Source organism: Pseudomonas sp. GW822-FHT04H02 (assembly GCF_058800645.1).
Genome location: NZ_JBXAMM010000004.1, coordinates 408,796 through 434,037, shown reverse-complemented (window position 1 = coordinate 434,037; position 25,242 = coordinate 408,796). Strand labels below are relative to the sequence as shown.

Below are 25,242 nucleotides of genomic sequence, written 5' to 3'. Positions count from 1 at the left end.
ATCATGCTCTCCCGAACAGGCCGTAAGGACGCACCAGAATGACTGCCGCCATGGCGCCGTAGATCATCAGGCTGGCGCCCTGGGGCCAGAGGCTGGTCATCAGGCTTTGCACCACCCCCACCAGCAGACCGCCCACCAGGGCGCCGCCGAACGAGCCCATGCCGCCGATCACCACCACCACGAAGGCCACCCCGAGAATCTCCGGGCCGACAAAGGGCTGGGCGCCGCGCAAGGGTGCGAACAGCACCCCGGCGATCCCGGCCAGGGCCACGCCGAGGGCGAAGGTCATGGAAAACAGGCGAAAGATATTGGTGCCCAGCAGCGACACGGTCTCGGTGCTTTCACTGCCGGCCCGCACCAGGGCCCCGAAGCGCGTGCGCTCCAGCAGCAGCCACAGGCCCAGCCCCACCAGGGCCGAGAACAGGATCAGGAACAGGCGGTAGTAGGGGTAGACGAAGTCGCCGATCACCAGCACCCCGCGCAGCAGTTCCGGCACCGCCACGGCCTTGCCCACCGGGCCCCAGATCATCACGCTGGCTTCCTGGATGATCAGCGCGATGCCCAGGGTCACCAGGATCTGGAACATGTGCGGCAAGTGGTAGATGCGCTGGATCAACAGGCGCTCGATGATCCAGGCCAGGGCCGCCACCACCAGGGGCGCTAGCACCAGGGCCAGCCAGAAGTTGCCGGTCAGGCTGACGGCGGTGTAGCAGATGTAGGCGCCGAGCACGAAGAACGCGCCATGGGCGAAGTTGACGAAGTTCAGCAGGCCGAAAATGATCGTCAGGCCCACCGCGATCAGGAAGTAGATCATCCCCAGCCCGAGGCCGTTGAGGATCTGGAACAGGTACAAATTAAGCATGCAGGAACCCTCGGCAGGGAGCCCTTGGACGGAGCCCGCTGCCTGTAGCCAGCGATAGAAGTGTCGAGCGTCAGGCCAGGGTGCAGCCGGTGGCGCTGACATCCGGGAACGAGCGACCGGCGCTGAGCACTTCGGCCAGGTCGTCCTTGTCGCGCATCGTGGCGGCGGCCTTGCCCACCAGCAGGTAGTAATCCTTGATCACCTGATGGTCGCCGGCGCGGATGCTCTCCTCGCCGGTGGGGCCCTGGTAGGTCAGGCCCTGCATGGCTTTGGCCACGGTAGCGCCGTCAAAGCTGCCGGTGGCGGCAATGGTGTCGAGGATGATCTTGCTGCCGATGTAGTCGGCGGCCAGCGGGTAGGTGGGGTTGATGCCGTACTTGGCCTGGGTCAGCTTCACCAGTTCGCGATTGAGCGGGGTGTCCACCTGATGCCAGTACTGCGCGCCGAGGTAGACGCCTTCCAAGACGTCGCTGCCCAGCTCCTGGAACTGGTCGAGCCCGGCGGACCATACCAGCAGCACCTTCATGCGTTCCTTGATGCCGAAGTTCACCGCCTGGCGCAGGGCGTTGGATGACTGGCTGCCGAAGTTCAACAGCACCAGCACATCAGGGCGGGCGGCGATGGCGTTGGTCAGGTAGCCGGAGAACTCCTGCTCCTGCAAGGAGTGGTAGCTGTTGCCGATGTGCTCGATGCCGTGTTCGGCACACACCTGCTTCGCCCCTTCCAGCAGGGCTTCGCCGAACACGTATTGCGGGGTGATGGTGTACCAGCGCTTGGCCTCGGGCAGCAACTTGATCAGCGGCACCATGGTTTCGCGGATGGCGCCGTAGGTCGGCACCGACCAGCGAAAGGTCGAGGCATTGCAGTCCTTGCCGGTGACCTCATCGGCGCCCACCGGGGTCATGAACACCCCGCCGACCTTGCCCACCTCCTTGGCCACCGCCAGCGCCGAAGACGACAGGGTGCAGCCCTGGAAGAACCGCGCGCCGTCCTGGGCAATCGCCTCCTGGACCCGGCGCACCGCCTTGCCGGCGTTGCCCTCGGTGTCGATCACCTTGTAGTGCAGCGGTCGCCCCAGCAGGGTCGGGTACTGCTCCACCGCCAGTCGTGAGCCCATGTCGGCGAACTTGCCGTAGCTGGCAAAGGCGCCGGACATCGACTTCAAACCGTAAAAGGTAAAGGGTTCGGCGGCAAAGGCGTTGCGCACCCCCAGCCCGAGGCTGAGGGCACCGCTAACGGCCAGACCGGCTTTCAACAACGTACGACGCTGCATGGGGTAACTCCCTGGTTTAGTTATTGGCAGGAGTGGCAATGGCGAATCGACGTAGCAGCCTGTGTTCAGGCTTGTTATTGGCAAAGCGGTGGACGGCGGGCGCTATCGGTGGTGGTCGAACTCCAGCAGGAAGTGCTGGGTGACTTCGCCTTCCAGGGCGGTCATGTGGTGCTCGGCGTCGCACATGTGTTCGTGCATCAACTGGCGCACTGCGCTTTCATCTTCGGCGCGCAAGGCCAGCAGCAAGCGTTTGTGGTAATCCAGGTTGGCGGCGTCGAACTGCTTGCGCTTGGGCTTGTAGGCCTTCTTCAGCACCACCAGGTCGCGCAGCAAATCGTTGAGAAACTGCGCCATGAAACTCAGCAGCGGGTTGGGGCAGGCTCGCCCCAGCAGGTTGTGGAACTCCAGCTCGGCGATGCGCTGCTCGCGCTGGCCGGCCTCGCTGTCCTCGGGTTGGCTGCAGAAGTCGATATTGTCCTGCAGGGCCTTGAAATCTGCCTCGCTCAAGCGCCCGATCACCGACACCGCCAGCTCCACCTCGATCACCTTGCGCAGCTGATAGACCTGCTCGCCGTCCATGTGCTGGAAGTGCAGGTAGTTGCGCAGCGCGCGGCTGGCCGGCTCGGTGCCGGCCTGGTTCAGGTAGGCGCCGCCGTTGGGCCCGGTGCGGGTGTTGACCAGGCCTTCCACCTCCAGCGCCTTGAGCGCTTCCCGGGCCGAGCCCTTGGAGCATTGGAAGCTTTCCATCAACTCCTTCTCGGTGGGCAAGCGGTCCCCGGGGCGCAGGGCATCGGTGACGATGGAACGCTTCACCGACTCGACAATCACGTCGGAAAGCTTCTGGCGTTTGCGGCGAACGGGGCGTTTCAGCATGGGCGGCTATTTATCGTATTAATGCGGATAAATAGTAATAAATAGAGATGAGGGCAGCGCGTCAACTGCCTGGGGTCAGGGGGTGTCGTTTTTGGTGTTGAGGGGTCGTAGCTGGACAACCGAGCGGCCTCCACCCCCGTCCAACCCTCACGAAACCCGCAGGAGCTGGCTTCAAGGTTTGCACAAGGCCTCAGGGCCTCTTCGCCTGCAGGCCGGTCCCTACGGAATTTTGCGCGATGCCGGACGCTTGTGTAGGAGCTGGCTTGCCAGCGAAGGCGGTCGCAAGGCTTGCACAAGGTTGCAGGCCACTTCGCCGGCAGGGCAGGACTTCCTGAGTTTGCTGTAGGACTCAGGAGCGCGAGTGTGGATCAAGCGCGCCGCAGGTTTAATGGCCGGGCTCAGTCGAAGCCGATGATTGAACTGTGGCGGGTTTCGCGGTCGTGCAACTGGTCGATATTGGTTTCGTAGGTGCATTGGCCGCTGCAATGGTGCTCGTAGCTGATGCCTGGCTTGAATTGCAGTTTGAAGGTGGGCATGTCGCTCTGGGGCGCCGGGGTCTGGATGGGGGGGGCCGGTAACGGGGGCTGCGGGTAGCTCAGGTCAAGGCCTTCAGCCTGGGTCGAGAAGGCTGCCGCGAGCAGTGCGCCCGGGAAAAACGCTTTGCAACTGAACATCATTGAATCCGCATTGCCATAAAAGGGTTGCCGATTATAACGAGCCAGGGGCGAAAAATTTAGCCGTAATGGCTCTGGCCCGGATGCCTCGTGGGTTTTTAGGCACCTCGGGCCTTCGTACCGTGAAACATTTGTCACGGGGCAGCGAGACGGGCTGCTCCTACACTGCAAGTCACCTCCATGGTCAAGGACACTCCCCGATGCCGGCAAAATCCACCACCAGCATTCTCGATACGGTTGAGGGCCGGCGCCTGCAAGGCAGCGACGCCGAGCACTGGCGCCAGTGGGGGCCGTACCTGAGTGAGCGGCAGTGGGGCACGGTGCGCGAGGACTACAGCGCCGATGGCGACGCCTGGAGCTACTTCCCCCACGAACATGCCCGCAGCCGCGCCTACCGCTGGGGCGAGGACGGGCTGGCCGGGTTCTCCGACAAGGCCCAGCACTGGTGCCTGGGGCTGGCGCTGTGGAATGAACACGACAGCATTCTCAAGGAGCGTCTGTTCGGCCTGAACAATGCCGAGGGCAACCACGGCGAGGACGTCAAGGAGCTGTACTTCTACCTCGACGGCGTGCCCAGCCATGCCTATATGCGCATGCTCTACAAGTACCCCCATGCGGCTTTCCCCTATGCCGACCTGGTGGCGGAAAACGCCCGTCGCGGCCTGAACGACACCGAGTACGAGATCCTCGATACCGGGGTTTTCGAGGACAACCGCTACTTCGACGTGACGGTGGAATACGCCAAGCACACGGCCGATGACATTTTCATGCACATCACCGTGCACAACCGTTTCCACCAGCCGGCGCGGCTGCGGGTGCTGCCCCAGGTCTGGGCGCGCAACACCTGGAGCTGGGGCGGCGACGCACCGCGGCCGAGCCTGCGCCTGGAGGGCGACAAGGTGCTGGCGCGGCATGGGCAACTGCCCGACCGGCAGATCACCGCCTGGGGGGCCGAGCCCTGCCAGTGGCTGTTCTGCAACAACGACAGCAATTTCCCCAAGCTGGACGGGCTGGCGTCACCCGGGCCGTTCAAGGATGGTTTCAACGATTACCTGGTGGATGGACAGGCCAGTGCGGTGAGTTTCGATGGCGGCACCCGGGTGGCGGCGCACTTCGTCCTGGATCTGGCGGGCGGCGAGAGCAAGCGCCTGTTCCTGCGCTTTGCCCCGGCCGGTAGCGAACCGGTCAGCGCCCGCCGCCTGTTCGAGCAGCGCCGGCGCGAGGCCGATGAGTTCTACGGGGCGTTGCAGCAAGGTATCGCCAGTAGCGACGCGCGCAATGTCCAGCGCCAGGCCCTGGCGGGGTTGCTGTGGTCCAAGCAGCTGTACTACTTCGACGTCAACCAGTGGCTTGATGGTGATCCCGGCCAGCCGGCGCCGCCGAGCGCGCGCGAGCACCTGCGCAATACCCATTGGCGCCATCTGTCCAACTGCGACATCGTCTCCATGCCCGACACCTGGGAGTACCCTTGGTATGCCTCCTGGGACTTGGGTTTCCAGGCGGTAGCCTTTGCCCTGATCGATCCCGGCTTTGCCAAGCAGCAGTTATTGCTGCTGGTGAAGGATCGTTTCATGCATCCCAACGGCCAGTTGCCCGCGTACGAGTGGCGTTTTGACGACGCCAATCCGCCGGTGCACGCCTGGGCCTGCTGGCGGGTCTACCAGCAGGAAAAGTCCCTGACTGGCGTCGGTGACCTGGATTTTCTCGAACGCATCTTCCACAAGCTGCTGCTGAATTTTTCCTGGTGGGTCAACCGCAAGGACGCAGAAGGCCGCAACCTGTTCCAGGGCGGCTTCCTCGGCCTGGACAATATCGCCCTGTTCGACCGCTCCGCCGCCTTGCCCGAAGGTTTCGCCCTGGACCAGGCCGACGGTACGGCCTGGGTGGCGGCCTATGCCCTGGACCTGATGCGCATCGCCCTGGAACTGGCCAAGCGCAATGGGGTGTACGTGGACATTGCGGTGAAGTTCTTCGAGCACTTCCTGTATATCGCCGGGGCCATCAACCGCGTGGATGAAAGCGCCGAGGGGCTGTGGGACGAACAGGACCAGTTCTTCTACGACGTGCTGCATCGCCCTGATGGGCAGAACGAACCCCTGCGCCTGCGCTCCATCGTCGGCCTGATGCCGCTGTTCGCGGTGCAGGTGCTGGAGCAGCATGAGCACGAAAACCTGCCGGGGCTGGCCCAGCGCCTGCTGGGTTTTTTGCATCACCGGCCGGACCTGGCGAGCCTGGTCTCGCGCTGGTACGAGCCGGGCAAGGGCAACCGCATGCTCCTGGCGCTGTTGCGCGGCGAACGCACCAAGGACCTGCTCAAGCGCATGCTCGATGAAAGCGAGTTCCTCTCGGACTTCGGTATCCGCTCCCTGTCCAAGGCCTTCGAGCAGCCGTTCGCCATGCAGGTGGACGGCAAGCAGTTGTGCGCCCGCTATGAGCCGGCGGAGTCCGATTCACGGTTGTACGGCGGCAACTCCAACTGGCGCGGGCCGTTGTGGATGCCGATCAACTACATGCTGATCGAATCCCTGCGCGAGTTTCACCGCTATTACGACGTCAACTTCTCGGTGGAGTACCCGCGGGGCTCCGGGTATCTGGCGTCCCTGGAGGAGGTGGCCGACGGCTTGAGCCAGCGCCTGACGCGACTGTTTCTGCTGGACGAGGACGGGCGCAGGCCGTCCATGAGCGGCTACCCGCAGTTGCAGGTGGAGGCCGAGGACCGCGAGCTGGTGCTGTTCCATGAATACTTCCATGGCGAAACCGGGCGCGGCCTGGGGGCTAGCCACCAGACCGGCTGGACGGCGCTGGTGGCGTTGCTGCTTCAGCGCTGATTTTTACGCAGCAATGCTGTGCGCCGAATGTTCTGAGTGACGTGATTGTCGCAGTTGTGCATGCAAGCTAGATCCAGCAGACGTAGGGCTTCCTCAGGATTGTTCAGCTTCTCCATTTGGTAGCTCGCTTCATCTGCGTATAGCACCGGATCGCGAGTGCCTGCTTTGATTCTGGTCATTCGTAACGAGGAAGCTTCTGTGCCACGATTCAATTTCTCAAGCACCTTGCCACGAATGTTCTCGATGTAGTTATCAGGGATGCACTGGTGTTTGTTAGCAAGATCCAAAATGCGCAGAGCTTCTTCAGCGTCATTGCATTGGTCCAATTGGTATTGGGCTTCGTCGTTATAGATCACGGTGTTCTTGCTGCCACTGTCGATAACCTGACGACGTTGATCGGAGGCTTCTGCGGCACGATCTAGTTTCTCTAGCACTTTGCCCCGAAGGGTAATGCTGTAATCGTTGGAGCACTGGTGTTTGTCGGCAAGATCCAATAGGCGCAGTGCCTCGTTGGCATCATTGCATTGTTCCAACTGGTATCTGGCTTCTTCGTTGTAGAAAGCTGGGTTTTTGCTGCCATTGTTTATGGCTTGGCGGCGTTGAAGTGCTGCCTCATTCTCATCCCCTACCAGCTGCTGGCAGCGATTCTGGATGGACTGAACGTGGTGGTCGATTGCTTCCGGGTAGGCTTCTTGGTGCTCCTCAAGGCGTCGCAGGAACTCCTCAGCGCCACTTTTGCCTCGACCCAGAAGGAGTTTGCCGAGATTGGCCAGATAGGGCGGGAATTGTGGGCTGAGCTCCAGCGCACGTTCGAAAGCCTGTAAGGCTTCGTTGCAGCTTTTGCCCTTGGTCTTCTGCAGGCATTCGCCAAGGAAGCGCTGTGCCATGTGTTCGCGAGGATGAATGTTGGTCAGTAGCTGCAAGACTTCCTGCTGCCTTTCAATCGACTCATTGGCATTGCGACGACGGTGGTAGATGGCCCAAAGAGCTTCGTTGCTCCAGCCTGTATCCTTTCCGACCAGGTGATCGATCCACTCCTCGATGTTTCCCAGTTCGTTGCAACATAGCAGGTGGTAAAAGGTTTCATTGGCACGTTGGAAATTGATTTGCTCTTTCTGACGACCGATCTGACGTTGCCAGCATTGGGCGATCAATAGATGCATTTGCGCTACATTCTCCGGAATGTTTTCTGCGTAGTCGGGAGTGAGCTCTGCGTCTTTGATCGCCATTTTTTTTTGCCGCGTCCAACTGGCGATGAATCCATGAAGGTAGTGGTCTTTGTTGTTGTCGAGAGGAAGCAGGCCACGCCTTCTCAAGTTTTGCCAAGCGTCTTTGATACAAAGACGGTCTTCAAGATAGTCGGCATGGTCCTGTGGAATTGAGTTGCGGTAGAGGGCTAGTACCTTCAGCAATTGCTGCTCGGCACCACTGAGTACTTCATCGTGAATAATGCTCAGCAGCTTTTCATCCAGGCGTTCGATGACTTCCTGGCGAAGGTTTTGGTAGACCGCCAAGGGCGAGCTTTTCCTTTCTATCGCGATTGTGGCGAGCAATTCGATTGCCAAGGTATGGGCGGTGCCTCCTTGACCGCCACCTAGCCACTGGTAGAGCGCTTTCAAGTTATTGCCGGTATAAGTCCATTCGGCTTTTTTTTCATTGGGAGCCCTGGCTGCCAGAAGGGCTGCGAGACCTGCCCGGTCGAGTCCTGGTATTTCCTGTATCGTGCAATCGCGACCGAAGCTGCCTTCTTCCGGCTTTTCGCTGAGCTCATAGGCCCACCGCCAGTCAGGAAAGGCTTGCCTCAAGGCTGCTAGCAGCGTGTGAATCTGTGGGTTACGCCATTGCGCATTTTCAAACAGCAAATGGGCGCCATTGATCCAGATGAACGCAGTCTGGGCATGGGGATACAGTCGTTTGAGCTCTTTCGCCTGTTCCTCGACGCTTCCACTGGGTGGCTGTGGATCTTCACGTCGGTTACTCAGTGCGTCCAGCAAACGACGAAACAGTTCGCCGGCGGTCATCTGACGGCTTGAATGAATATCTACAAAAACGGTTCTTTGAAATGCTGCTTGCCGGTGCAGTGCTTTAATCAGCGTGGTCTTGCCGTTACCACTAAGACCGTGCAGCGCAATGCAAGGCTTTTCCTTGAGTGCTGTGGTGAGACTGGCGATCAGCTTGTCACGACCGAATAACTCCGTCGGCTTTGGAGCTTCTTCAGCTGGAGGATTTTCCGGGGTGGGCAATGGCGGCGTTTCCGTGCTGTCCGAAACCTCTGAGCTCGGAGCTACCAGGGCCGAATGCTTGAAGTGCCAATGCCCGTCTTCCGCCATATCGGCAACCGTTTGTACCTTCCAGCCGTTCTTGTATTCGAACAGATGGGCGACTCCGCTGCCCTGTTGCAGGTCGAGACTGACAAGATTGAAGCCGAACTGGTCATCGGTATCGGCACCAATGGCGCCTGCTTCCAGCTTGATCAACCGTTGCCCAGGCTCGAGCCAGGGATTATGGCTATGTCCATGCAACCAGAACTGGAAGTCATGGGCCTTGCGCTGTTTGATGATCTGGGTTTCGGCCTGATTGAACCAGTCCCGGGGATGATGAATTAGACCGATTTTCAGGTCTGCGCCTTCCAGGGCTCCATGCATGTGGTTGAACTGCCATTCTGCTCCCAGCCACATCTGCCCTTTATCGCTGTCGTTGAAGCAGCTCCATGCGGAGTTGAAGCCTGCAATTCCGACCTTGATGCCATTCACCGTGACCTGCCGCGCGTAGAGGTGTCGCACGGGATCATGCTGATGCGGCAGGTACTCGGCGACAAAGACGCCATAGTCCTCCATTCGCCGCATGTCCTCTTTGAACTCTGCAGACAGGCTGGCAAATCGGGAACTGATTTCCCGGGTGTACTGCACGGGGTTTTTGGCCATTTCCCACAGGTGACGCTGTTGGCCCTGGAGTACTTTCTTGCGGTTCACATCATGATTGCCGGGTACCACGAACAGTCGATCCCGCTCCAGGCCGCAAAGAGCCAGCAACTGATCGAAGAACTGCTTTGCCGGCTGGTACTGCTCGGCCATTGGACAATCCGCTGTCTGCCCAAATGCGATATCGCCGGTGCAGAAAATCAACTGCGGCTTTGGCAGATCGTTGGCTTGGAACTTGCGCTCCAAGAAACTCAGCAGCCTGCTGTGGGTGTGGTTATCGGACCAGGCGGTATTTTTATGAAAGTGGATATCTGACAGATGCAGCCAATGCAGTTTGTTTTGGGTTGGCATAGTTTTGAGCAGGTAGAAGGAAGTTGATAGACGCTAGCATAGCTACGCAAGATCATGGGGCTCAATGCGCATCAGAGTCGCTGAACCATTGGCTGTTGCTGGTGGTGTTTGTGTTGCGTTTCATGTGACCGCACGCCACGCAGCCTTTGCGGCTGCGTGGCGTGAGTGGACGAGCAGATCCGACGGCTAGGCTGATCGGACGATCAAAGTGGCGGGCTGCGGCAGCGCCCAGGCTTCGATCAGCCGCTCCGGGGTGCAGCAGGTCTTGCGCTTGTAGACGAAGTTGCTGCACTTCTCGGCGAAGCCCTTGCGGTTCTGCACCATGTCCATGTGCATCTCTTCCAGCTCGGCGTTGCGGCAGTGCTGCATCAGTTGCGGGTCGGCATCCAGCTTGCGCTGGCGCAGGTGCTGGTAGCGCGGGTCGTTGAGAACGCCGTTGGCCCGTTGCAGCAGCCACAGGCCGAACTCGTCCGGGCAGCGCGGGCCGATCTCCTGCACCATGCCCATCTGCAGGGCCTGGAGGGCGCTGATGGGCAGGCAGGCTTCGGTCAACTGCTTGGCCATGGCCTGGCCGACGGCGCGGGGCAGGCTGTAGGTCCAGTACTCTGAGCCGTACAGGCCCATGCTCTTGTAGTGGGGGTTGTACACGGTGTCGGCGCGGGCCAGGACCACGTCCGCGGCCAGGGCCAGCATCAGGCCGCCGGCGCCGGCATTGCCGGTCAGGCCGCTGACCACCAGTTGGCGGGCGGTGAGCAGTTCCAGGCAGACGTCGTCGATGGCCTGGATATTGGCCCAGGCTTCCAGGCCCGGTACTTCGGCGGCCTGGATCACGTTGAGGTGCACGCCGTTGCTGAAGGCGCCGCGGCCGCCACGCACCAGCAGCACCTGGGTGTCCCGGGCCTTGGCCCAGCGCAGGGCGCTGACCAGGCGTTGGCACTGTTCGGTGCTCATGGCGCCGTTGTAGAACTCGAAGGTCAGTTCGCCGATCTTGCCCGTTTCGCGGTAGCGGATAGGTTGGTAGGCCTCGGTGCTGAACGGGCTGTTGGCCACCGACCAGTCCAGCACCGGGACATCGGCCAGGCGCTCGCCGAGCACGTGGCGGGCGGGGCGCTTGAAGGTTTCTTCGCCAGGCTGGGGCTTCTGGCGCAGGGAGCCGATCCACAGGCTGTGATCGCCACAGGCCACCAGTACTGCGTCGTCGTGCACCGCCAGCAGTTGCCCGGGCATGCCGGTGCGCGAATCCAGGTGGGCGTCGTACACGTAGTACTGGCCGCCGGCGAGGCTGGCCAGGACGCCGGGCTGACCGTCGGCGGCATCGATGCTGCGCTTGATGAACTGGGCGCTGTCGTGCCAGCTGAAGGTGCGGTCGGATTGCTTCATGTTCGGTTGCAGGCGCCCGAGGACCGAGGGTTTGTCGTAGTCCAGGGGCTGGGGGGTGTAGCCGTTGCGGAATTTCTCCACCACGTCGCGGATACAGTGAATCGCCGCGTCGCTCACCAGGCCGTTGTACAGCTCGGACTTGCGCAGCCCGGCGGGCAGGTTGAATTCGTGGGTCGACCAGATCGGCCCGGCGTCCATTTCTTCCACCGCCTGCAACGCGGTGACGCCCCAGCGCTTGAGTTCCTTGCTGATGGCCCAGTCCAGGGCGCTGGCCCCGCGGTCGCCGACGATACCCGGGTGGATGATCACCACCGGGCGCTTGGGATGGCTCCACAGTTGCTGGGGGACCCGGTCCTTGAGGAACGGGCAGATCACCAGGTCGGCCTCGGCCTCTTCGATCTGCCGGCAGACCTCTTCTTCGCTGGTGAACAGCACCACGCTGGGGCGGTGGCCGGCCTGGCGCAGGTCGAGCCAGGCGCGTTGGGTCAGGCCGTTGAAGGCGGTAGACAGCAGGATGATCTTCAGTGATCGCATAATGCAGACTCTTCCGTGAGTGATGGCGGTATGGCAGGTGGCTCCGGCTGAGCCGTCCCTGGCCGCGATGGAAGGCGCAAGAGTAGAGGGGCGTTGCGGGGTGGGAACTGACCGAGATCAATCAAGCGTCTCGCCTGAAATGCCAGCCGCCCAGCGGTATTGATTCAGGGCAAAGGCACGGGCCAGAGCGGTTGCGGCAGCCAGAAACGACGAATCCCGCCACAGGGGCGGGATTCGGGTACAGCCGGACCTTGCGCGGTCTTAGGCTGGGAACAGCTCGCTCAGTTTCATGGCCAGCATCATGTCGCCTTCGGCGCGCAGCTTGCCGCCCATGAAGGCTTGCATGCCGTCGGTCTCGCCGCTGACGATGCCGTCCAGGGTCTCGCCGTCCATCACCAGGGTGACCTGGGCGTCCGGGTTCTCGCCTTCCTTGAGTTCGCAGGTGCTGTCCTTGACGACCAGCGAGAAGTGCTTGGAGTCATCGATGCGGAAACCGAAAACCAGGTCCAGGCCGGCAGCGGCAGCTGGGTTGAACTTGGCTTGCATGGCTTGTACGGCGTCAGCTACGGAGGTCATGGTTCGATCCTTTTATGGGGTGGTTACAGCAAGGGTCACAGTAAGCCGGGCTCAACGGAAGGTGATGAGCTCCGGGGCCTTCAACAGTTGCAGATGGGCATGACCGTTGAAGGAAGCCAGGGACACCTCGCGACCGCGGAACTTCAGCTGGTTGAGCGAGGTGTTGACGATTTGCCAATTGAGTTCGAAAGCCTGCTGGGCGGGCATCCGGGTAATCAGGTGGAGCAGGGCGGTTATGGTGCCGCCGGAGGTGAACACGGCGATCTTCTGCTGGTTGTTGGCTGCTTCGAGAATCCGTTGCAGGCCGCCCTGGACGCGTTCGACAAAACCCAGCCAGCTTTCCAGGCCCGGCGGGTCGTAGGTGCCGGCCAGCCAGCGCTGGATGATCAGGGCGAAGATGCGCTGGAACTCACCGCGGTTCTGCGCGGCGTTGCGCAGGATGTTCAGGGCTTCGGGTTCCTGGGGCAGCAGGTCGGGCAGCAGCGCGCGGATGATGGCGTCGGCATCGAATTCGTTGAAGGCGGAATCTATTTCCAGGGCCGGGCTGTCAAAGCCTGCGGCGCTCATCTGTTCCAGAGCGGCCTGGGCGGTGTGCTGCTGGCGCCGCAGATCGCCGGACAGGCAGCGATCGAAGCCGATGCCCAGCGCTGCCAGGTGTTCGCCGAGCACCGCCGCCTGGCGCACGCCAGTGGCCGACAGCACGTCGTAGTCGTCTGCACCGAAGGAGGCCTGGCCATGTCGAATCAAGTAGATGCTGCCCACGTCCGCGTCATCCCGGTACGTTGAAAGTTTTGCGAGGTTATGAGGATGCCGGTGAGCTGTCAATGAAAAAACATACGCTTGTTTGAAATGATTGTTGGAGCTTGGTTACACAAGGTTTCCCGACTGGTGGCCGACCAGTCGCGCCGGTATGCTTTAGCCCATTACGCCGCTCGTTGGCAGCGGTCCATGTTTGAGGAGTCCCTGTGGAGTTTATCGCCGAATATGCCAGTTTCCTGGCCAAGACCGTGACCCTGGTGGTCGCCATCCTGGTGGTGCTGATCACCGCCGCTGCGCTGCGCAGCAAGGGGCGGCGCAAGGGTGTGGGGCAGTTGCAGGTCAGCAAGCTGAATGATTTCTACAAGGAGCTGCGCGAGCGCCTGGAGCAGAGCCTGCTGGACAAGGATCAGCTCAAGGCCCTGCGCAAGGCCAAGAGCAAGACCGAAAAGAGCCAGAAGAAGCACAAGAAACAGCCGGCCGAGGCCAAGCCCCGGGTCTTCGTGCTGGACTTCAATGGCGACATCAAGGCTTCGGCCACCGAAGGGCTGCGCCATGAAATCACTGCCCTGCTGAGCCTGGCAACGCCCAAGGATGAAGTGGTGCTGCGCCTGGAGAGCGGTGGCGGCATGGTCCATAGCTACGGGCTGGCTTCGTCGCAGCTGGCGCGTATCCGCCAGGCTGGCGTGCCGCTGACGGTGTGCATCGACAAGGTAGCGGCCAGCGGCGGCTACATGATGGCCTGCATCGGTGAAAAGATTATCAGCGCGCCGTTCGCCATCCTCGGTTCCATTGGCGTGGTGGCCCAGTTGCCCAACGTCAACCGCCTGCTGAAGAAGCACGACATCGATTTCGAAGTGCTGACCGCTGGTGAGTACAAGCGCACCTTGACGGTGTTTGGCGAAAATACCGAGAAGGGCCGGGAGAAATTCCAGGAAGACCTGGACGTCACCCATCAACTGTTCAAGAACTTCGTTTCCCGCTATCGCCCGCAACTGGCCATTGATGAAGTGGCCACTGGTGAAGTCTGGCTGGGCGTGGCGGCGCAGGAAAAACTGCTGGTGGACGAGTTGCAGACCAGTGACGAATACCTGGCGGACAAGGCCAAGAGTGCCGAGGTCTTCCACTTGCACTATGCCGAGCGCAAGAGCCTGCAAGAGCGGGTAGGGCTGGCGGCCAGCGGCTCCATCGACCGCGTGCTGCTGACCTGGTGGAGCCGCCTGACCCAACAGCGCTTCTGGTAACCCCCCGGCCTTGTAGGCGCTGGCTTTTTGTAGGAGCTGGCTTTGTAGGCGCTGGCTTTTTGTAGGAGCTGGCTTTGTAGGCGCTGGCTTTGTAGGAGCTGGCTTTGTAGGAGCTGGCTTGCCAGCGAAGGCGATCGCAAGATTTGCACAAGGCCCGAGGGCCTTTTCGCCGGCAAGCCGGCTCCTACAGGAGTGCGTCGTTTGCGGGCGTCTGCTGTAGGAGCTGGCTTGCCAGCGAAGGCGGTTGCAAGCTTTGCACAAGGCCCGAGGGCCCTTTCGCCGGCAAGCCGGTTCGTACAGGGAGTGCGTCGTTTGCGGGCGTCTGCTGTAGGAGCTGGTTTGCCAGCGAAGGCGGTTGCAAGCTTTGCACAAGGCCCGAGGGCCTCTTCGCCGGCAAGCCGGTTCCTGCGGTAGGTGGGAGGCGCGGAAACAAAAAAGCCCTGGAGCGGGAAACCGTTCCAGGGCTTTTTGTTGGCGCCAGGGCTTAGCGGCGACGGAACAGCGGTAGCGGTTCGTCGGTGGCGGCCTGGTAGGTCACCGAGAAGTCTTTGAGGCTTTCCAAGGCTTCGTAGGGGTCCTTGTCGGCCCGCAGTGCATAGGCGTCGAAGCCGCAGCGGTGCAGGTAGAACAGCTGGTCGCGCAACACGTCGCCAATCGCTCGCAACTCGCCCTTGTAGCCGTAGCGGTCACGCAGCAGGCGGGCGTTGGAGTAGTTGCGGCCATCGGTGAAGGCCGGGAAGTTCAGGGCAATCACCTGGAACTGCTCGACGTCGTCACCGATTTCCTCGGCTTCTTCGTCCGCATCCAGCCATACACCCAGGCCGCCATCGCGGGCCTTGAGGGCGTGGGCATGCTCGCGCCACAGGGCCAGTGGCACGATCAGGTCGTCGCAGTTGGAAATGCCGTCGAGGGTCGCGTCCTTGGGCAGCAGGTGCCAGGTTTCGTCGATGACCTCGTTGTTCTTAATGATTCGCTGCATAGACGCGCTCCTTGAAGAGGTCGATGCCAATACGTTGATAGGTGTCGATGAAGCGTTCGTCTTCGGTACGTTGTTCCACGTACACGTCGATCAGCTTCGAGATCACGTCGGGCATGTCGTCCTGGGCGAAGGACGGGCCGAGGATCTTGCCCAGGCTGGCGTCGCGGCTGGCGCTGCCACCCAGGGACACCTGGTAGAACTCCTCGCCTTTCTTGTCCACCCCGAGGATGCCGATATGGCCCACGTGGTGGTGGCCGCAGGCGTTCATGCAACCGGAGATGTTCAGGTCCAGTTCACCGATGTCGAACAGGTAGTCCAGGTCGTCGAAACGGCGCTGGATGGATTCGGCGATCGGGATCGACTTGGCGTTGGCCAGGGAGCAGAAGTCGCCGCCCGGGCAGCAGATGATGTCGGTCAAAAGGCCGATGTTCGGCGTGGCGAAGCCGTTCTCCCGCAACTCGCCCCACAGGGTGAACAGTTGGCTCTGCTCGACGTCGGCGAGAATGATGTTCTGCTCGTGGGAGGTGCGCAGCTGGCCGAAACTGTAACGGTCGGCCAGGTCGGCGATGGCGTCGAACTGCTTGTCGGTGACGTCTCCCGGCGCTACGCCGGTGGGCTTGAGCGACAGGGTCACGGCCACGTAGCCCGGCTTCTTGTGGGCCAGGGTGTTGCGCGTGCGCCAGCGGGCAAAGCCCGGGTGCTGCTGGTCCAGGGCGGCCAGTTCGGCGTCCTGGTTGCTCAGGGTCTTGTAGTCCGGGTCGACGAAGTGCTTGGCCACGCGATGCACTTCGGCATCGGTCAGGGTGGTCTGGCCGCCGCGCAGGTGGGCCATCTCGGCCTCGACCTTCTCGGCGAACACTTCAGGGGTCAGGGCCTTGACCAGGATCTTGATCCGCGCCTTGTACTTGTTGTCACGCCGGCCGTAGCGGTTGTAGACCCGCAGGATGGCGTCGAGGTAGCTCAGCAGGTCCTGCCACGGCAGGAACTCGTTGATGAAGGCACCGACCACCGGGGTACGGCCGAGGCCGCCACCCACCAGCACGCGGAAACCCAGCTCACCGGCGGCGTTGTACACAGGCTCAAGGCCGATGTCATGGACTTCGATGGCCGCGCGGTCAGAGGTCGAGCCGTTGATGGCGATCTTGAACTTGCGCGGCAGGTAGGCAAATTCCGGGTGGAAGGTGGTCCACTGGCGGACGATCTCGCACCAGGGGCGCGGGTCGATCAGCTCGTCGGCGGCGACACCGGCGAACTGGTCGGTGGTGACGTTGCGCAGGCAGTTGCCGCTGGTCTGGATCGCGTGCATCTGCACGGTGGCCAGTTCGGCGAGGATGTCCGGGATGTCTTCCAGGGCCGGCCAGTTGAACTGCACGTTCTGCCGGGTGCTGATGTGCGCGTAGCCCTTGTCGTAGTCGCGGGCAATCTTGGCCATCATCCGCGCTTGGCGCGAGGTCAGTTGGCCGTAAGGCACGGCGACCCGCAGCATCGGGGCAAAACGTTGGATATAAAGGCCATTCTGCAGGCGCAGGGGGCGGAATTCTTCTTCGCTCAGCTCGCCTGCCAGATAGCGTCGGGTCTGATCACGGAACTGCTTGACGCGGTCCTCGATGATCCGCTGATCGTACTCGTCGTATACGTACATATAGGTCCAGTTCTCAGGCTACAGGCGGCGCTCAAGCGCACTTGGCAAATACTGCGGTGAACGGCTTCGGTACGCTGCTCGGACTGGCGTCCAGCGCGGTTTTCGCCGGTCTCACCTCGTCTTGCCTTCGTTCACGCTTCACGCCACCCATGTAAGCAAATCTGCGCGCACGGCCGCGCACTCCCAACGGAGCCGCCGAACGATACCAGTTTGCGGTTATGCGCAAAAGTGATGTTTGAGTATATGCACAGAACCAAAACGACTAACGGTAGGGGCGTGAGAGTAACCCCATTTGTGGTAGGGGCAATCCTGGTCTTAACTGTGGACGAGTCTTTGAGCAGTCACCGACAAAATCTACTAGAGGCGATGCTATGAGCCATCCAACCAAAGTAAGGAAAAGTGACAGTAGCGTTGATGCTTGGGCCATTCTCTTTCTGATCATACTGGTCGTGGGTACGGCCGTGTTCTGGGTCAGTCACCAGTAGTCGAGCGATAAAAAAGAGCCTGAATTGTCGGACAATCATGACAATTTGCCGCCGTTGGCCAGCACTTTGCCAGTTATACTGCCTGGGCGAAATTCTGGGGCTCTTCTCGTAATGTTCAAGCGTCTGTGCAAGTGGCTGTTGTGCCTGAGTCTGCCGTTCTGGGCGGTCGCTCATGCCACATCGGTGGTGTTTCTCAATCCCGGCAATTCCACGGAGACCTTCTGGGTCAGTTATTCGCAGTTCATGCAGGCCGCGGCCCGGGACCTGGGGCTTGACCTGCGCATCCTCTATGCCGAGCGCGATCCGCAGAACACTCTGCAGCAGGCCCGGGAGCTGTTCCAGGGCCGCGACAAACCCGATTACCTGATGCTGGTGAACGAACAGTACGTGGCTCCGCAGATCCTGCGTCTGTCCCAGGGCTCCGGGATCAAGCTGTTTATCGTCAACAGCCCTTTGACCCTGGACCAGCGGGAGCTGATCGGGCAGAGCCGGCAGAACTATTCGGACTGGATCGGCAGCATGGTGGGCGACGATGAGGAAGCCGGCTACCGCATGCTCAAGGAGCTGCTGCACAAGCTTGAGCCGGTCCCGGCAGGGCACGGCATCGAACTCCTGGCATTTTCCGGGCTCAAGGTCACACCTGCGGCGCAGTTGCGCGAGCGCGGTCTGCGCCGGGCCCTGGCCGAACATCCGCAGGTGCATTTGCGTCAGTTGGTCTATGGCGAATGGAACCGGGAGCGCGCTTACCTCCAGGCGCAACAGTTGCTCAAGCGCTACCCGAAAACCCAACTGGTCTGGTCGGCCAATGACGAAATGGCCCTGGGGGCCATGCAAGCGGCCCGGGAACTGGGCCGCAAGCCGGGAACGGATCTGCTGTTCAGTGGAGTCAACAGTTCGCCCGAGGCCTTGCAGGCCCTGATCGACGGCAAGTTGTCGGTGCTGGAGGCGGGGCACTTCACCCTGGGGGGCTGGGCCCTGGTGGCGTTGCACGATGATGCCCTGGGGCTGGACGCCCGGCGCCTGGGCGGGCCGGATTGGCAGCTGTCGCTGTTCCAGGCATTGACCCCGGCCCAGGCCCGGCAGTTGTTGCGCCTGGGGGATCAGGTGGGCACCAGGGTCGATTTTCGCGGGCTGTCCGCCCAAGGCAAGCCGGACAGCTACCGCTATCCCTTCGGTTTGCAGCTGTTGCTGCGCTGACGCCGCTTCAGACCCCCGCCAGGTGCATCGCCAGGTTGGCGATGCCCAGCAGCACCAGAACAAACAGGGTGGTGAACAGAATGCCCAGCACGATGAAGTGGCTGGGCTTGCCGTGGCTGAAGTCGCGGGCGCGGTTCTTCCCGCTCTGTACGCCGAAGGCGGCGGCCAGCACGCTTTGCAGCATCTGCAGGAAGGTCGGAGGCTGATTGTCCTTGCTTGGATCGTCCATAAATCCCTCGACACGGTTGGGTGTCAACAGAGCATAGACAATGCCGCCCGGGGTGGCGGGCGGTTGCAGGAATGGGCTTGCCAGCGAAGAGGCCCCGGGGACCGCCTTCGCCGGCAAGCCGGCTCCTGCACAACGTGGGTCAGTTGTCGTAGCCCAGGTTGGGTGCCAGCCAGCGTTCGCTCACGGCCAGGTCCTGGCCCTTGCGTTCGGTGTAGCTCTGAACCTGGTCCTGGTCGACCTTGCCCACGGCGAAGTACTGCGCCTGCGGGTGAGCGAAGTACCAGCCGCTGACGGCGGCCGCCGGGAACATGGCGAAATGCTCGGTAAGGAACACGCCGCTACGGCCGGCACGGCCTTCGCTGGCCTCGGGGTCGAGCAGGGCGAACAGGGTGCTCTTCTCGGTGTGGTCCGGGCAGGCCGGGTAGCCCGGGGCAGGGCGGATACCGCTGTACTGCTCCTTGATCAGTGCCTCGTTGTCCAGTTGTTCGTCCTTGGCATAACCCCAGTACTCCTTGCGCACCTGCTGGTGCAGCCACTCGGCGCAGGCTTCGGCCAGGCGATCGGCCAGGGCCTTGACCATGATCGAGTTGTAGTCGTCACCGGCATCCTGGTAGGCCTTGGCCACTTCTTCGGCGCCGATTCCGGCGGTGGTGATGAAGCCGCCGACGTAGTCGGTGACGCCGCTGTCCTTGGGCGCGACGAAGTCGGCCAGGGAGAAGTTCGGCTTGCCATCGGTCTTGATGATCTGCTGGCGCAGGTGGTGCAGGCGCGCCAGGGGCTGGCCGTCATCGCCGTAGACTTCCAGGTCGTCGTCCTGCACCTGGTTGGCCGGCCAGAAGCCGAACACGGCGCGGGCGCTGATCAGCTTTTCGTTGATCAGCTTGTCGAGCATCTCCCGGGCGTCCTTGTACAGCGCGGTGGCAGCTTCGCCCACCACTTCGTCTTCGAGGATGCGCGGGAACTTGCCGGCCAGGTCCCAGGAGATGAAGAACGGCGTCCAGTCGATGTATTCGGCCAGCACCTTGAGGTCGATGTTGTCCAGCACCCGGGCGCCGGTGAAGGTCGGTTTGACCGGCTGGTAGCTGCTCCAGTCGAACTGCGGCTTCTTGGCGATGGCCGCCGGGTAGCTCAGGCGCTCGGTGCGGGCGCTGCGGTTGGCGGTGCGCTCGCGCACTTCCACGTATTCCTCGCGGGTCTTCTGCACGAAGCCGGCCTTGAGCTCCTTGGACAGCAGCTGGGTGGCCACGCCCACCGCGCGGGAGGCGTCGGTGACGTAGACCACCGCGTCATTGCTGTACTTGGGCTCGATCTTCACCGCGGTGTGGGCCTTGGAGGTGGTGGCGCCACCGATCATCAGCGGCAGGTGGAAATCCTGGCGCTGCATCTCGCGGGCGACGTGGACCATCTCGTCCAGGGACGGGGTGATCAGCCCGGACAGGCCAATGATGTCGCACTTCTGCTCCTTGGCCACCTGGAGGATCTTCTCCGCCGGCACCATCACCCCGAGGTCGACGATGTCGTAGCCGTTGCAGCCCAGGACCACGCCGACGATGTTCTTGCCGATGTCGTGCACGTCGCCCTTGACCGTGGCCATGAGGATCTTGCCCTTGGCTTCCGGCTTGTCGCCTTTTTCCAGCTCGATGAAGGGAATCAGGTGGGCCACCGCCTGTTTCATGACCCGGGCGGATTTAACCACCTGGGGCAGGAACATCTTGCCGGCGCCGAACAGGTCGCCGACCACGTTCATGCCGGACATCAGCGGGCCTTCGATCACCTCGATCGGGCGGCTGAAGCTCTGGCGCGACTCTTCGGTGTCTTCGACGATATGGGTGGTGATGCCCTTGACCAGCGCGTGTTCCAGGCGCTTGTTGACTTCCCAGCCGCGCCATTCCTCGGTTTCCGCTTCCTTGACGCTACCGTCGCCCTTGAACTGGTCGGCGATGGCCAGCAGCGCGTCGGTGCCGTTGGGCGTGCGGTTGAGCACCACGTCTTCCACGGCGTCGCGCAGCTGTTGCGGGATCTGGTCGTAGATCTCCAGCTGGCCGGCGTTGACGATGCCCATGGTCAGGCCGTTGCGGATCGCGTACAGCAGGAACACCGAGTGGATCGCTTCACGCACCGGGTTGTTGCCGCGGAACGAGAACGACACGTTGGACACACCGCCGGAGCTCAGGGCATAGGGCAGCTCGTCGCGGATATAGGCGCAGGCGTTGATGAAATCAACGGCGTAGTTGTTGTGTTCCTCGATGCCGGTGGCCACGGCGAAGATGTTCGGGTCGAAGATGATGTCTTCCGGTGGGAAGCCCACTTCATTGACCAGGATGTCGTAGGAGCGCTTGCAGATTTCCTTCTTGCGCGCCTCGGTATCGGCCTGGCCGACCTCGTCGAAGGCCATCACCACCACGGCGGCGCCGTAGCGCTTGCACAGCCTGGCATGGTGAATGAACTGCTCGACGCCTTCCTTCATGCTGATGGAGTTGACGATGCCCTTGCCCTGGATGCACTTGAGGCCGGCCTCGATCACTTCCCACTTGGAAGAGTCGATCATGATCGGCACGCGGGAGATGTCCGGCTCCCCGGCGATCAGATTGAGGAAGGTCACCATGGCCTTCTTCGAATCCAGCATCCCCTCGTCCATGTTGATGTCGATCACCTGGGCGCCGGCTTCCACCTGCTGCAGGGCGACTTCCAGGGCCTCGGTGTAGTTGTCCTCGCGGATCAGCCGGGCGAACTTGGCCGAGCCGGTGATGTTGGTGCGCTCGCCGACGTTCACGAACAGCGAGTTGCGATCGATGGTGAAGGGCTCCAGGCCCGACAGGCGGCAGGCCTTGGGGATGTCCGGGATCTGTCGCGGGGCATAACCGGCCACGGCCTTGGCGATGGCGCCGATATGCCCCGGGGTGGTGCCGCAGCAGCCGCCGACGATGTTGAGGAAGCCGCTCTGGGCGAACTCTTCGATGACCTTGGCGGTTTGTTCCGGCAACTCGTCGTACTCGCCGAACTCGTTCGGCAGGCCGGCGTTGGGGTGCGCCGAGACGTGGGTGCTGGCCTTGTTCGACAGCTCTTCCAGATAGGGGCGCAGCTCGCTGGCGCCCAGGGCGCAGTTCAGGCCCACCGAGATCGGCTTGGCGTGGGCCACGGAGTTCCAGAAGGCTTCGGTGGTCTGGCCGGAGAGGGTGCGCCCGGAAGCATCGGTGATGGTCCCGGAAATCATGATCGGCAGTTCGAAGCCCAACTCCTCGAACACGCCCTGCACGGCGAAGATCGCGGCCTTGGCGTTCAAGGTGTCGAAGATGGTCTCGATCAGGATCAGGTCGGCACCGCCTTCGATCAGGCCCTTGGTGGCCTCGGTGTAGTTTTCCACCAGTTCATCGAAGGTGACGTTGCGGTAGCCGGGGTTGTTGACGTCCGGCGACAGCGAGCAGGTGCGGCTGGTCGGGCCCAGGACGCCAGCGACGAAACGTGGCTTGTCCGGGGTCTCGAGGGTTTTCGCGTCCGCCACCTTGCGCGCCAGGCGGGCGCCTTCTACGTTCAATTCGTAGACCAGTTCTTCCATGCCGTAGTCGGCCTGGGACACTTGGGTGGCGTTGAAGGTGTTGGTCTCGAGGATGTCGGCACCGGCATCCAGGTAGGCTTTTTCGATGGCGCCGATCACGTCCGGGCGGGTCAGCACCAACAGGTCGTTGTTGCCCTTGACGTCGCTGGGCCAGTCGGCGAAGCGCTTGCCACGGTAGTCATGTTCTTCGAGCTTGTAGCTCTGGATCATGGTGCCCATGCCGCCATCGAGAATCAGAATGCGCTCTTTGAGGGCTTGCTGGAGGGCGTGGAGGCGAGCACTGCGATCGGACATGAGAACTACCTGGTAAGGCCATTGCGAAGGGCGGCGATCATAGCAAACCTGCATGGTTTTGCGGCATGCGTGGTTTTTGCATGAATATCGCTCATGTTGGTCGAGGGGTGAGACCGGTAGAATCGCGGCGTTTTTTTCTTTCGGGACCAGGGACATGCCGTTTCGTTTTATCGTCAGCAGCGCGCTGCTGCTTCTGAGTTCAGTGTGCCTGGCACAAGGTCCGGCGCCGGCGATTTCCTATACCCGCGACATCCAGGCGATCTTTACCGAGAAATGCGTGGCCTGTCATGCCTGTTACGACTCCGCCTGTCAGCTCAACCTGGGCAGTGGTGAAGGGGCCAGCCGTGGTGCTTCGAAGATTCCGGTGTACGACGGCGAGCGCAGCAAGGCCCAAGCGCCTACGCGGCTGTTCTATGACGCCACTGGCCAGCGTGCCTGGCAGCAGAAGGGCTTCTATTCGGTGCTTGACGCCCAGGGCAGCCAGGCGGCGCTGATGGCGCGCATGCTGGAACTGGGCCATCGCACCCCGCTGCAACCCAACGCCAAGTTGCCCAGCGAGATCGCCCTGGGCCTGAGCCGCGAGAACATGTGCCCGCAGCCGGCGGAGTTCGACGCCTATGCCGGGGCTCACCCCAAGGAAGGCATGCCCCTGGCGGTCACCGGCCTGACCGATCAGCAATACCTGACCCTGCAACGCTGGCTGGCCTCGGGCGCGCCCATCGACGAGCAAGGCCTGGCCCCCAGTGCCTGGGAAAGCCTGCAAGTGGCTCAGTGGGAAAACCTGCTCAACGCCCCTGGCGCCCGGGAGAGCCTGGTGGCGCGCTGGCTCTATGAACACTTGTTCCTCGCCCATCTCTATTTTGAAGGCGGTGAGCCGGGGCATTTCTTCCAGTGGGTGCGTTCCCGTACCCCCAGTGGCCAGCCCATCGACCTGATCAACACCCGTCGCCCCAACGACGACCCGGGCACCCAGGTGTACTACCGCCTGTGGCCGGTGCAAGGGGTGATCGTGCACAAGACCCATATCACCTACCCGCTGAGCGCGGCGAAGATGGCCCGGGTCAAGACCCTGTTCTACAGCGGCGACTGGCAGGTCACGGCCCTGCCGGGCTACGGGCCGGCGCGCCGGGCCAACCCGTTCGAGACCTTCGAGGCGATTCCGGCCAAGGCCCGCTACCAGTTCATGCTGGATAACGCCGAATACTTCGTGCGCACCTTTATCCGTGGCCCGGTGTGCCGCGGGCAGATCGCCACCGACGTGATCCGCGACAACTTCTGGGCGCTGTTCCAGGCCCCCGAACATGACCTGTACATCACCGACCCGGCCTATCGCGGCCAGGCCACGCCGTTGCTGGCCATGCCCGGGCAGAACGACGACGTCGGCAGCGTGCTTAGCCTGTGGCTGGCCTATCGCGACAAGCGCAACGAGTACGAGGCCCTGCGCCGCGATTCCTATGCCGATTCGCCGGCGCCCAGCTGGTCGACCCTGTGGGCCGGCAACGACAACGCGCTGCTGAGCATCTTCCGCCACTTCGACAGCGCCTCGGTGACCAAGGGCCTGATCGGCGAAGTGCCACAGACGATGTGGTTGTTCGACTACCCGCTGCTGGAGCGCACCTACTATCAATTGGCGGTGAACTTCGACGTGTTCGGCAACGTCTCGCACCAGGCCCAGACCCGGTTGTACTTCGACCTGATCCGCAATGGCGCGGAGCAGAACTTCCTGCGCCTGATGCCCGCCGGCACCCGCGAGGATTTCCTCGACGATTGGTACCAGAACAGCGGCAAGTTCAAGATGTGGCTGGATTACGAGTCCATCGACGACGACAAGCGCAGCGCGCTGAAGCTCGACCTCAAGGACCCGAAAAAGGACTTCGCCAACCAGTTGCTGGCCCGCTATGGCGACCTCAACGCCAAGCCGGATCCGATCAACCGCTGTGACAGCGCCTACTGCTCACGCCCGAACATCGACCCGGCGCTGCAGGATGCCGAGCAGGCCCTGAGCCGCCTGGCATCGCGCCCGGCGGCGGGCCTCAAGGTCATCGAACAGTTGCCGGAAGCGACCCTGCTGCGTGTCCAGACCGCCAGCGGCAAGCGCGAGTTCTACAGCATGCTGCGCAACCGCGCCCACAGTAACGTGGCCTTCATGCTCGGCGAGTCGCTGCGCTATCAGCCGGGGCTGGACACCCTGACCATATTCCCGGGGATTCTCAGCAGCTATCCGAACTTCATGTTCAACGTACCGGCCGGGCAAGTGCCGGAGTTCGTCGACGCCATGCAGGCGGCCCGGGACGCCGCCAGCTTCGAGAAGATCGTCGAGCGCTGGGGCATCCGCCGCAGCCATCCGCAGTTCTGGCAGTACTTCCATGACCAGACCCGCTACCTGCAGGAAACCGATCCGGTGGAAGCCGGGGTCCTGGACATGAACCGTTACGAAAACCTCTGACATAGAGCTGTCATCGCCCCCGGACTGCGCCTTGGCGCGGCCCGGGGACGCTCTATACCAAAGTCTATCCCGACAAAAATACTAGGACTTTGTCAGCGGCTTGGATTGGCGTAAACTGCGCCCACGTCTGCGAGGAACCACC

Annotated in this window: 15 protein-coding genes and 2 pseudogenes; 5 read left to right on the top strand and 12 right to left on the bottom strand. The window is 62.1% G+C overall.

Annotated features, from left to right (window positions below):
• Position 1: 1 nt before the first annotated feature.
• The 4 genes from AC1RMG_RS19375 to AC1RMG_RS19360 form a co-directional block, all read right to left on the bottom strand.
• Positions 2-862 (bottom strand): branched-chain amino acid ABC transporter permease, encoded by an 861-nt coding sequence (locus tag AC1RMG_RS19375; RefSeq protein WP_011061951.1) that lies wholly within the window; start codon positions 860-862, stop codon positions 2-4.
• Positions 863-932: 70 nt separating this feature from the next.
• On the bottom strand, positions 933-2,135 hold the full coding sequence (locus tag AC1RMG_RS19370; protein ID WP_072449936.1) for an ABC transporter substrate-binding protein: 1,203 nt from the start codon (positions 2,133-2,135) through the stop codon (positions 933-935).
• Between the two features lie 102 nt (positions 2,136-2,237).
• On the bottom strand, positions 2,238-3,008 hold the full coding sequence (locus tag AC1RMG_RS19365; RefSeq protein ID WP_072449937.1) for a FadR/GntR family transcriptional regulator: 771 nt from the start codon (positions 3,006-3,008) through the stop codon (positions 2,238-2,240).
• Between the two features lie 398 nt (positions 3,009-3,406).
• The gene (locus tag AC1RMG_RS19360; RefSeq protein ID WP_493169968.1) at positions 3,407-3,682 is read right to left on the bottom strand and encodes a hypothetical protein; all 276 of its coding nucleotides are present in this window, start codon (positions 3,680-3,682) and stop codon (positions 3,407-3,409) included.
• Positions 3,683-3,882: 200 nt separating this feature from the next.
• Here AC1RMG_RS19360 and AC1RMG_RS19355 point away from each other — a divergent pair, with 200 nt between their 5' ends.
• Complete coding sequence (locus AC1RMG_RS19355) at positions 3,883-6,510, top strand: MGH1-like glycoside hydrolase domain-containing protein (protein ID WP_493169966.1); 2,628 nt, start codon at positions 3,883-3,885, stop codon at positions 6,508-6,510.
• On the opposite strand, the gene AC1RMG_RS19350 is transcribed toward AC1RMG_RS19355, so the two are convergent.
• The gene (locus AC1RMG_RS19350; RefSeq protein WP_015636090.1) at positions 6,501-9,782 is read right to left on the bottom strand and encodes an AAA family ATPase; all 3,282 of its coding nucleotides are present in this window, start codon (positions 9,780-9,782) and stop codon (positions 6,501-6,503) included. The genes AC1RMG_RS19355 and AC1RMG_RS19350 overlap by 10 nt on opposite strands.
• Before the next feature lie 213 nt (positions 9,783-9,995).
• On the opposite strand from AC1RMG_RS19350, the pseudogene AC1RMG_RS19345 reads away from it, so the two are divergent.
• Positions 9,996-10,094: pseudogene (locus AC1RMG_RS19345) on the top strand (hypothetical protein); the annotation flags it as partial.
• A gap of 12 nt (positions 10,095-10,106) precedes the next feature.
• On the opposite strand, the pseudogene AC1RMG_RS19340 reads toward AC1RMG_RS19345, so the two are convergent.
• From AC1RMG_RS19340 to AC1RMG_RS19330, 3 genes and pseudogenes are all read right to left on the bottom strand, one after another.
• Positions 10,107-11,696 (bottom strand): annotated as a pseudogene (locus AC1RMG_RS19340) (hydrogenase maturation protein); the annotation flags it as partial.
• 261 nt (positions 11,697-11,957) lie between these two features.
• On the bottom strand, positions 11,958-12,272 hold the full coding sequence (locus AC1RMG_RS19335; protein WP_011061945.1) for an SCP2 sterol-binding domain-containing protein: 315 nt from the start codon (positions 12,270-12,272) through the stop codon (positions 11,958-11,960).
• A 51-nt stretch (positions 12,273-12,323) separates the two neighbouring features.
• Positions 12,324-13,034, bottom strand: coding sequence for a histidine phosphatase family protein (locus AC1RMG_RS19330; protein ID WP_019094330.1), 711 nt, complete (start codon positions 13,032-13,034; stop codon positions 12,324-12,326).
• Positions 13,035-13,237: 203 nt separating this feature from the next.
• Here AC1RMG_RS19330 and sohB point away from each other — a divergent pair, with 203 nt between their 5' ends.
• Entirely contained in the window at positions 13,238-14,272 is a 1,035-nt protein-coding gene (gene sohB, locus AC1RMG_RS19325; RefSeq protein ID WP_041118900.1) for a protease SohB, read from the top strand.
• A gap of 484 nt (positions 14,273-14,756) precedes the next feature.
• Here the strand turns inward: sohB and AC1RMG_RS19320 are convergent, their stop codons facing one another.
• Entirely contained in the window at positions 14,757-15,251 is a 495-nt protein-coding gene (locus AC1RMG_RS19320) for a DUF934 domain-containing protein (RefSeq protein ID WP_011061942.1), read from the bottom strand.
• The gene (locus AC1RMG_RS19315; protein WP_011061941.1) at positions 15,235-16,893 is read right to left on the bottom strand and encodes a nitrite/sulfite reductase; all 1,659 of its coding nucleotides are present in this window, start codon (positions 16,891-16,893) and stop codon (positions 15,235-15,237) included. Before AC1RMG_RS19315 ends, AC1RMG_RS19320 begins: the two co-directional genes overlap by 17 nt.
• Positions 16,894-17,489: 596 nt before the next feature.
• On the opposite strand from AC1RMG_RS19315, the gene AC1RMG_RS19310 reads away from it, so the two are divergent.
• Entirely contained in the window at positions 17,490-18,575 is a 1,086-nt protein-coding gene (locus tag AC1RMG_RS19310) for an ABC transporter substrate-binding protein (protein ID WP_493169963.1), read from the top strand.
• A 7-nt stretch (positions 18,576-18,582) separates the two neighbouring features.
• On the opposite strand, the gene AC1RMG_RS19305 is transcribed toward AC1RMG_RS19310, so the two are convergent.
• Both AC1RMG_RS19305 and metH read right to left on the bottom strand, forming a co-directional pair.
• Complete coding sequence (locus AC1RMG_RS19305; protein WP_015636084.1) at positions 18,583-18,804, bottom strand: DUF2970 domain-containing protein; 222 nt, start codon at positions 18,802-18,804, stop codon at positions 18,583-18,585.
• Between the two features lie 139 nt (positions 18,805-18,943).
• A complete protein-coding gene (metH, locus tag AC1RMG_RS19300; RefSeq protein ID WP_210483734.1) occupies positions 18,944-22,654 on the bottom strand; it encodes a methionine synthase in 3,711 nt (1,236 codons plus the stop codon).
• A gap of 154 nt (positions 22,655-22,808) precedes the next feature.
• On the opposite strand from metH, the gene AC1RMG_RS19295 reads away from it, so the two are divergent.
• Positions 22,809-25,100 (top strand): fatty acid cis/trans isomerase, encoded by a 2,292-nt coding sequence (locus AC1RMG_RS19295; RefSeq protein WP_493169961.1) that lies wholly within the window; start codon positions 22,809-22,811, stop codon positions 25,098-25,100.
• Positions 25,101-25,242 lie beyond the last annotated feature (142 nt).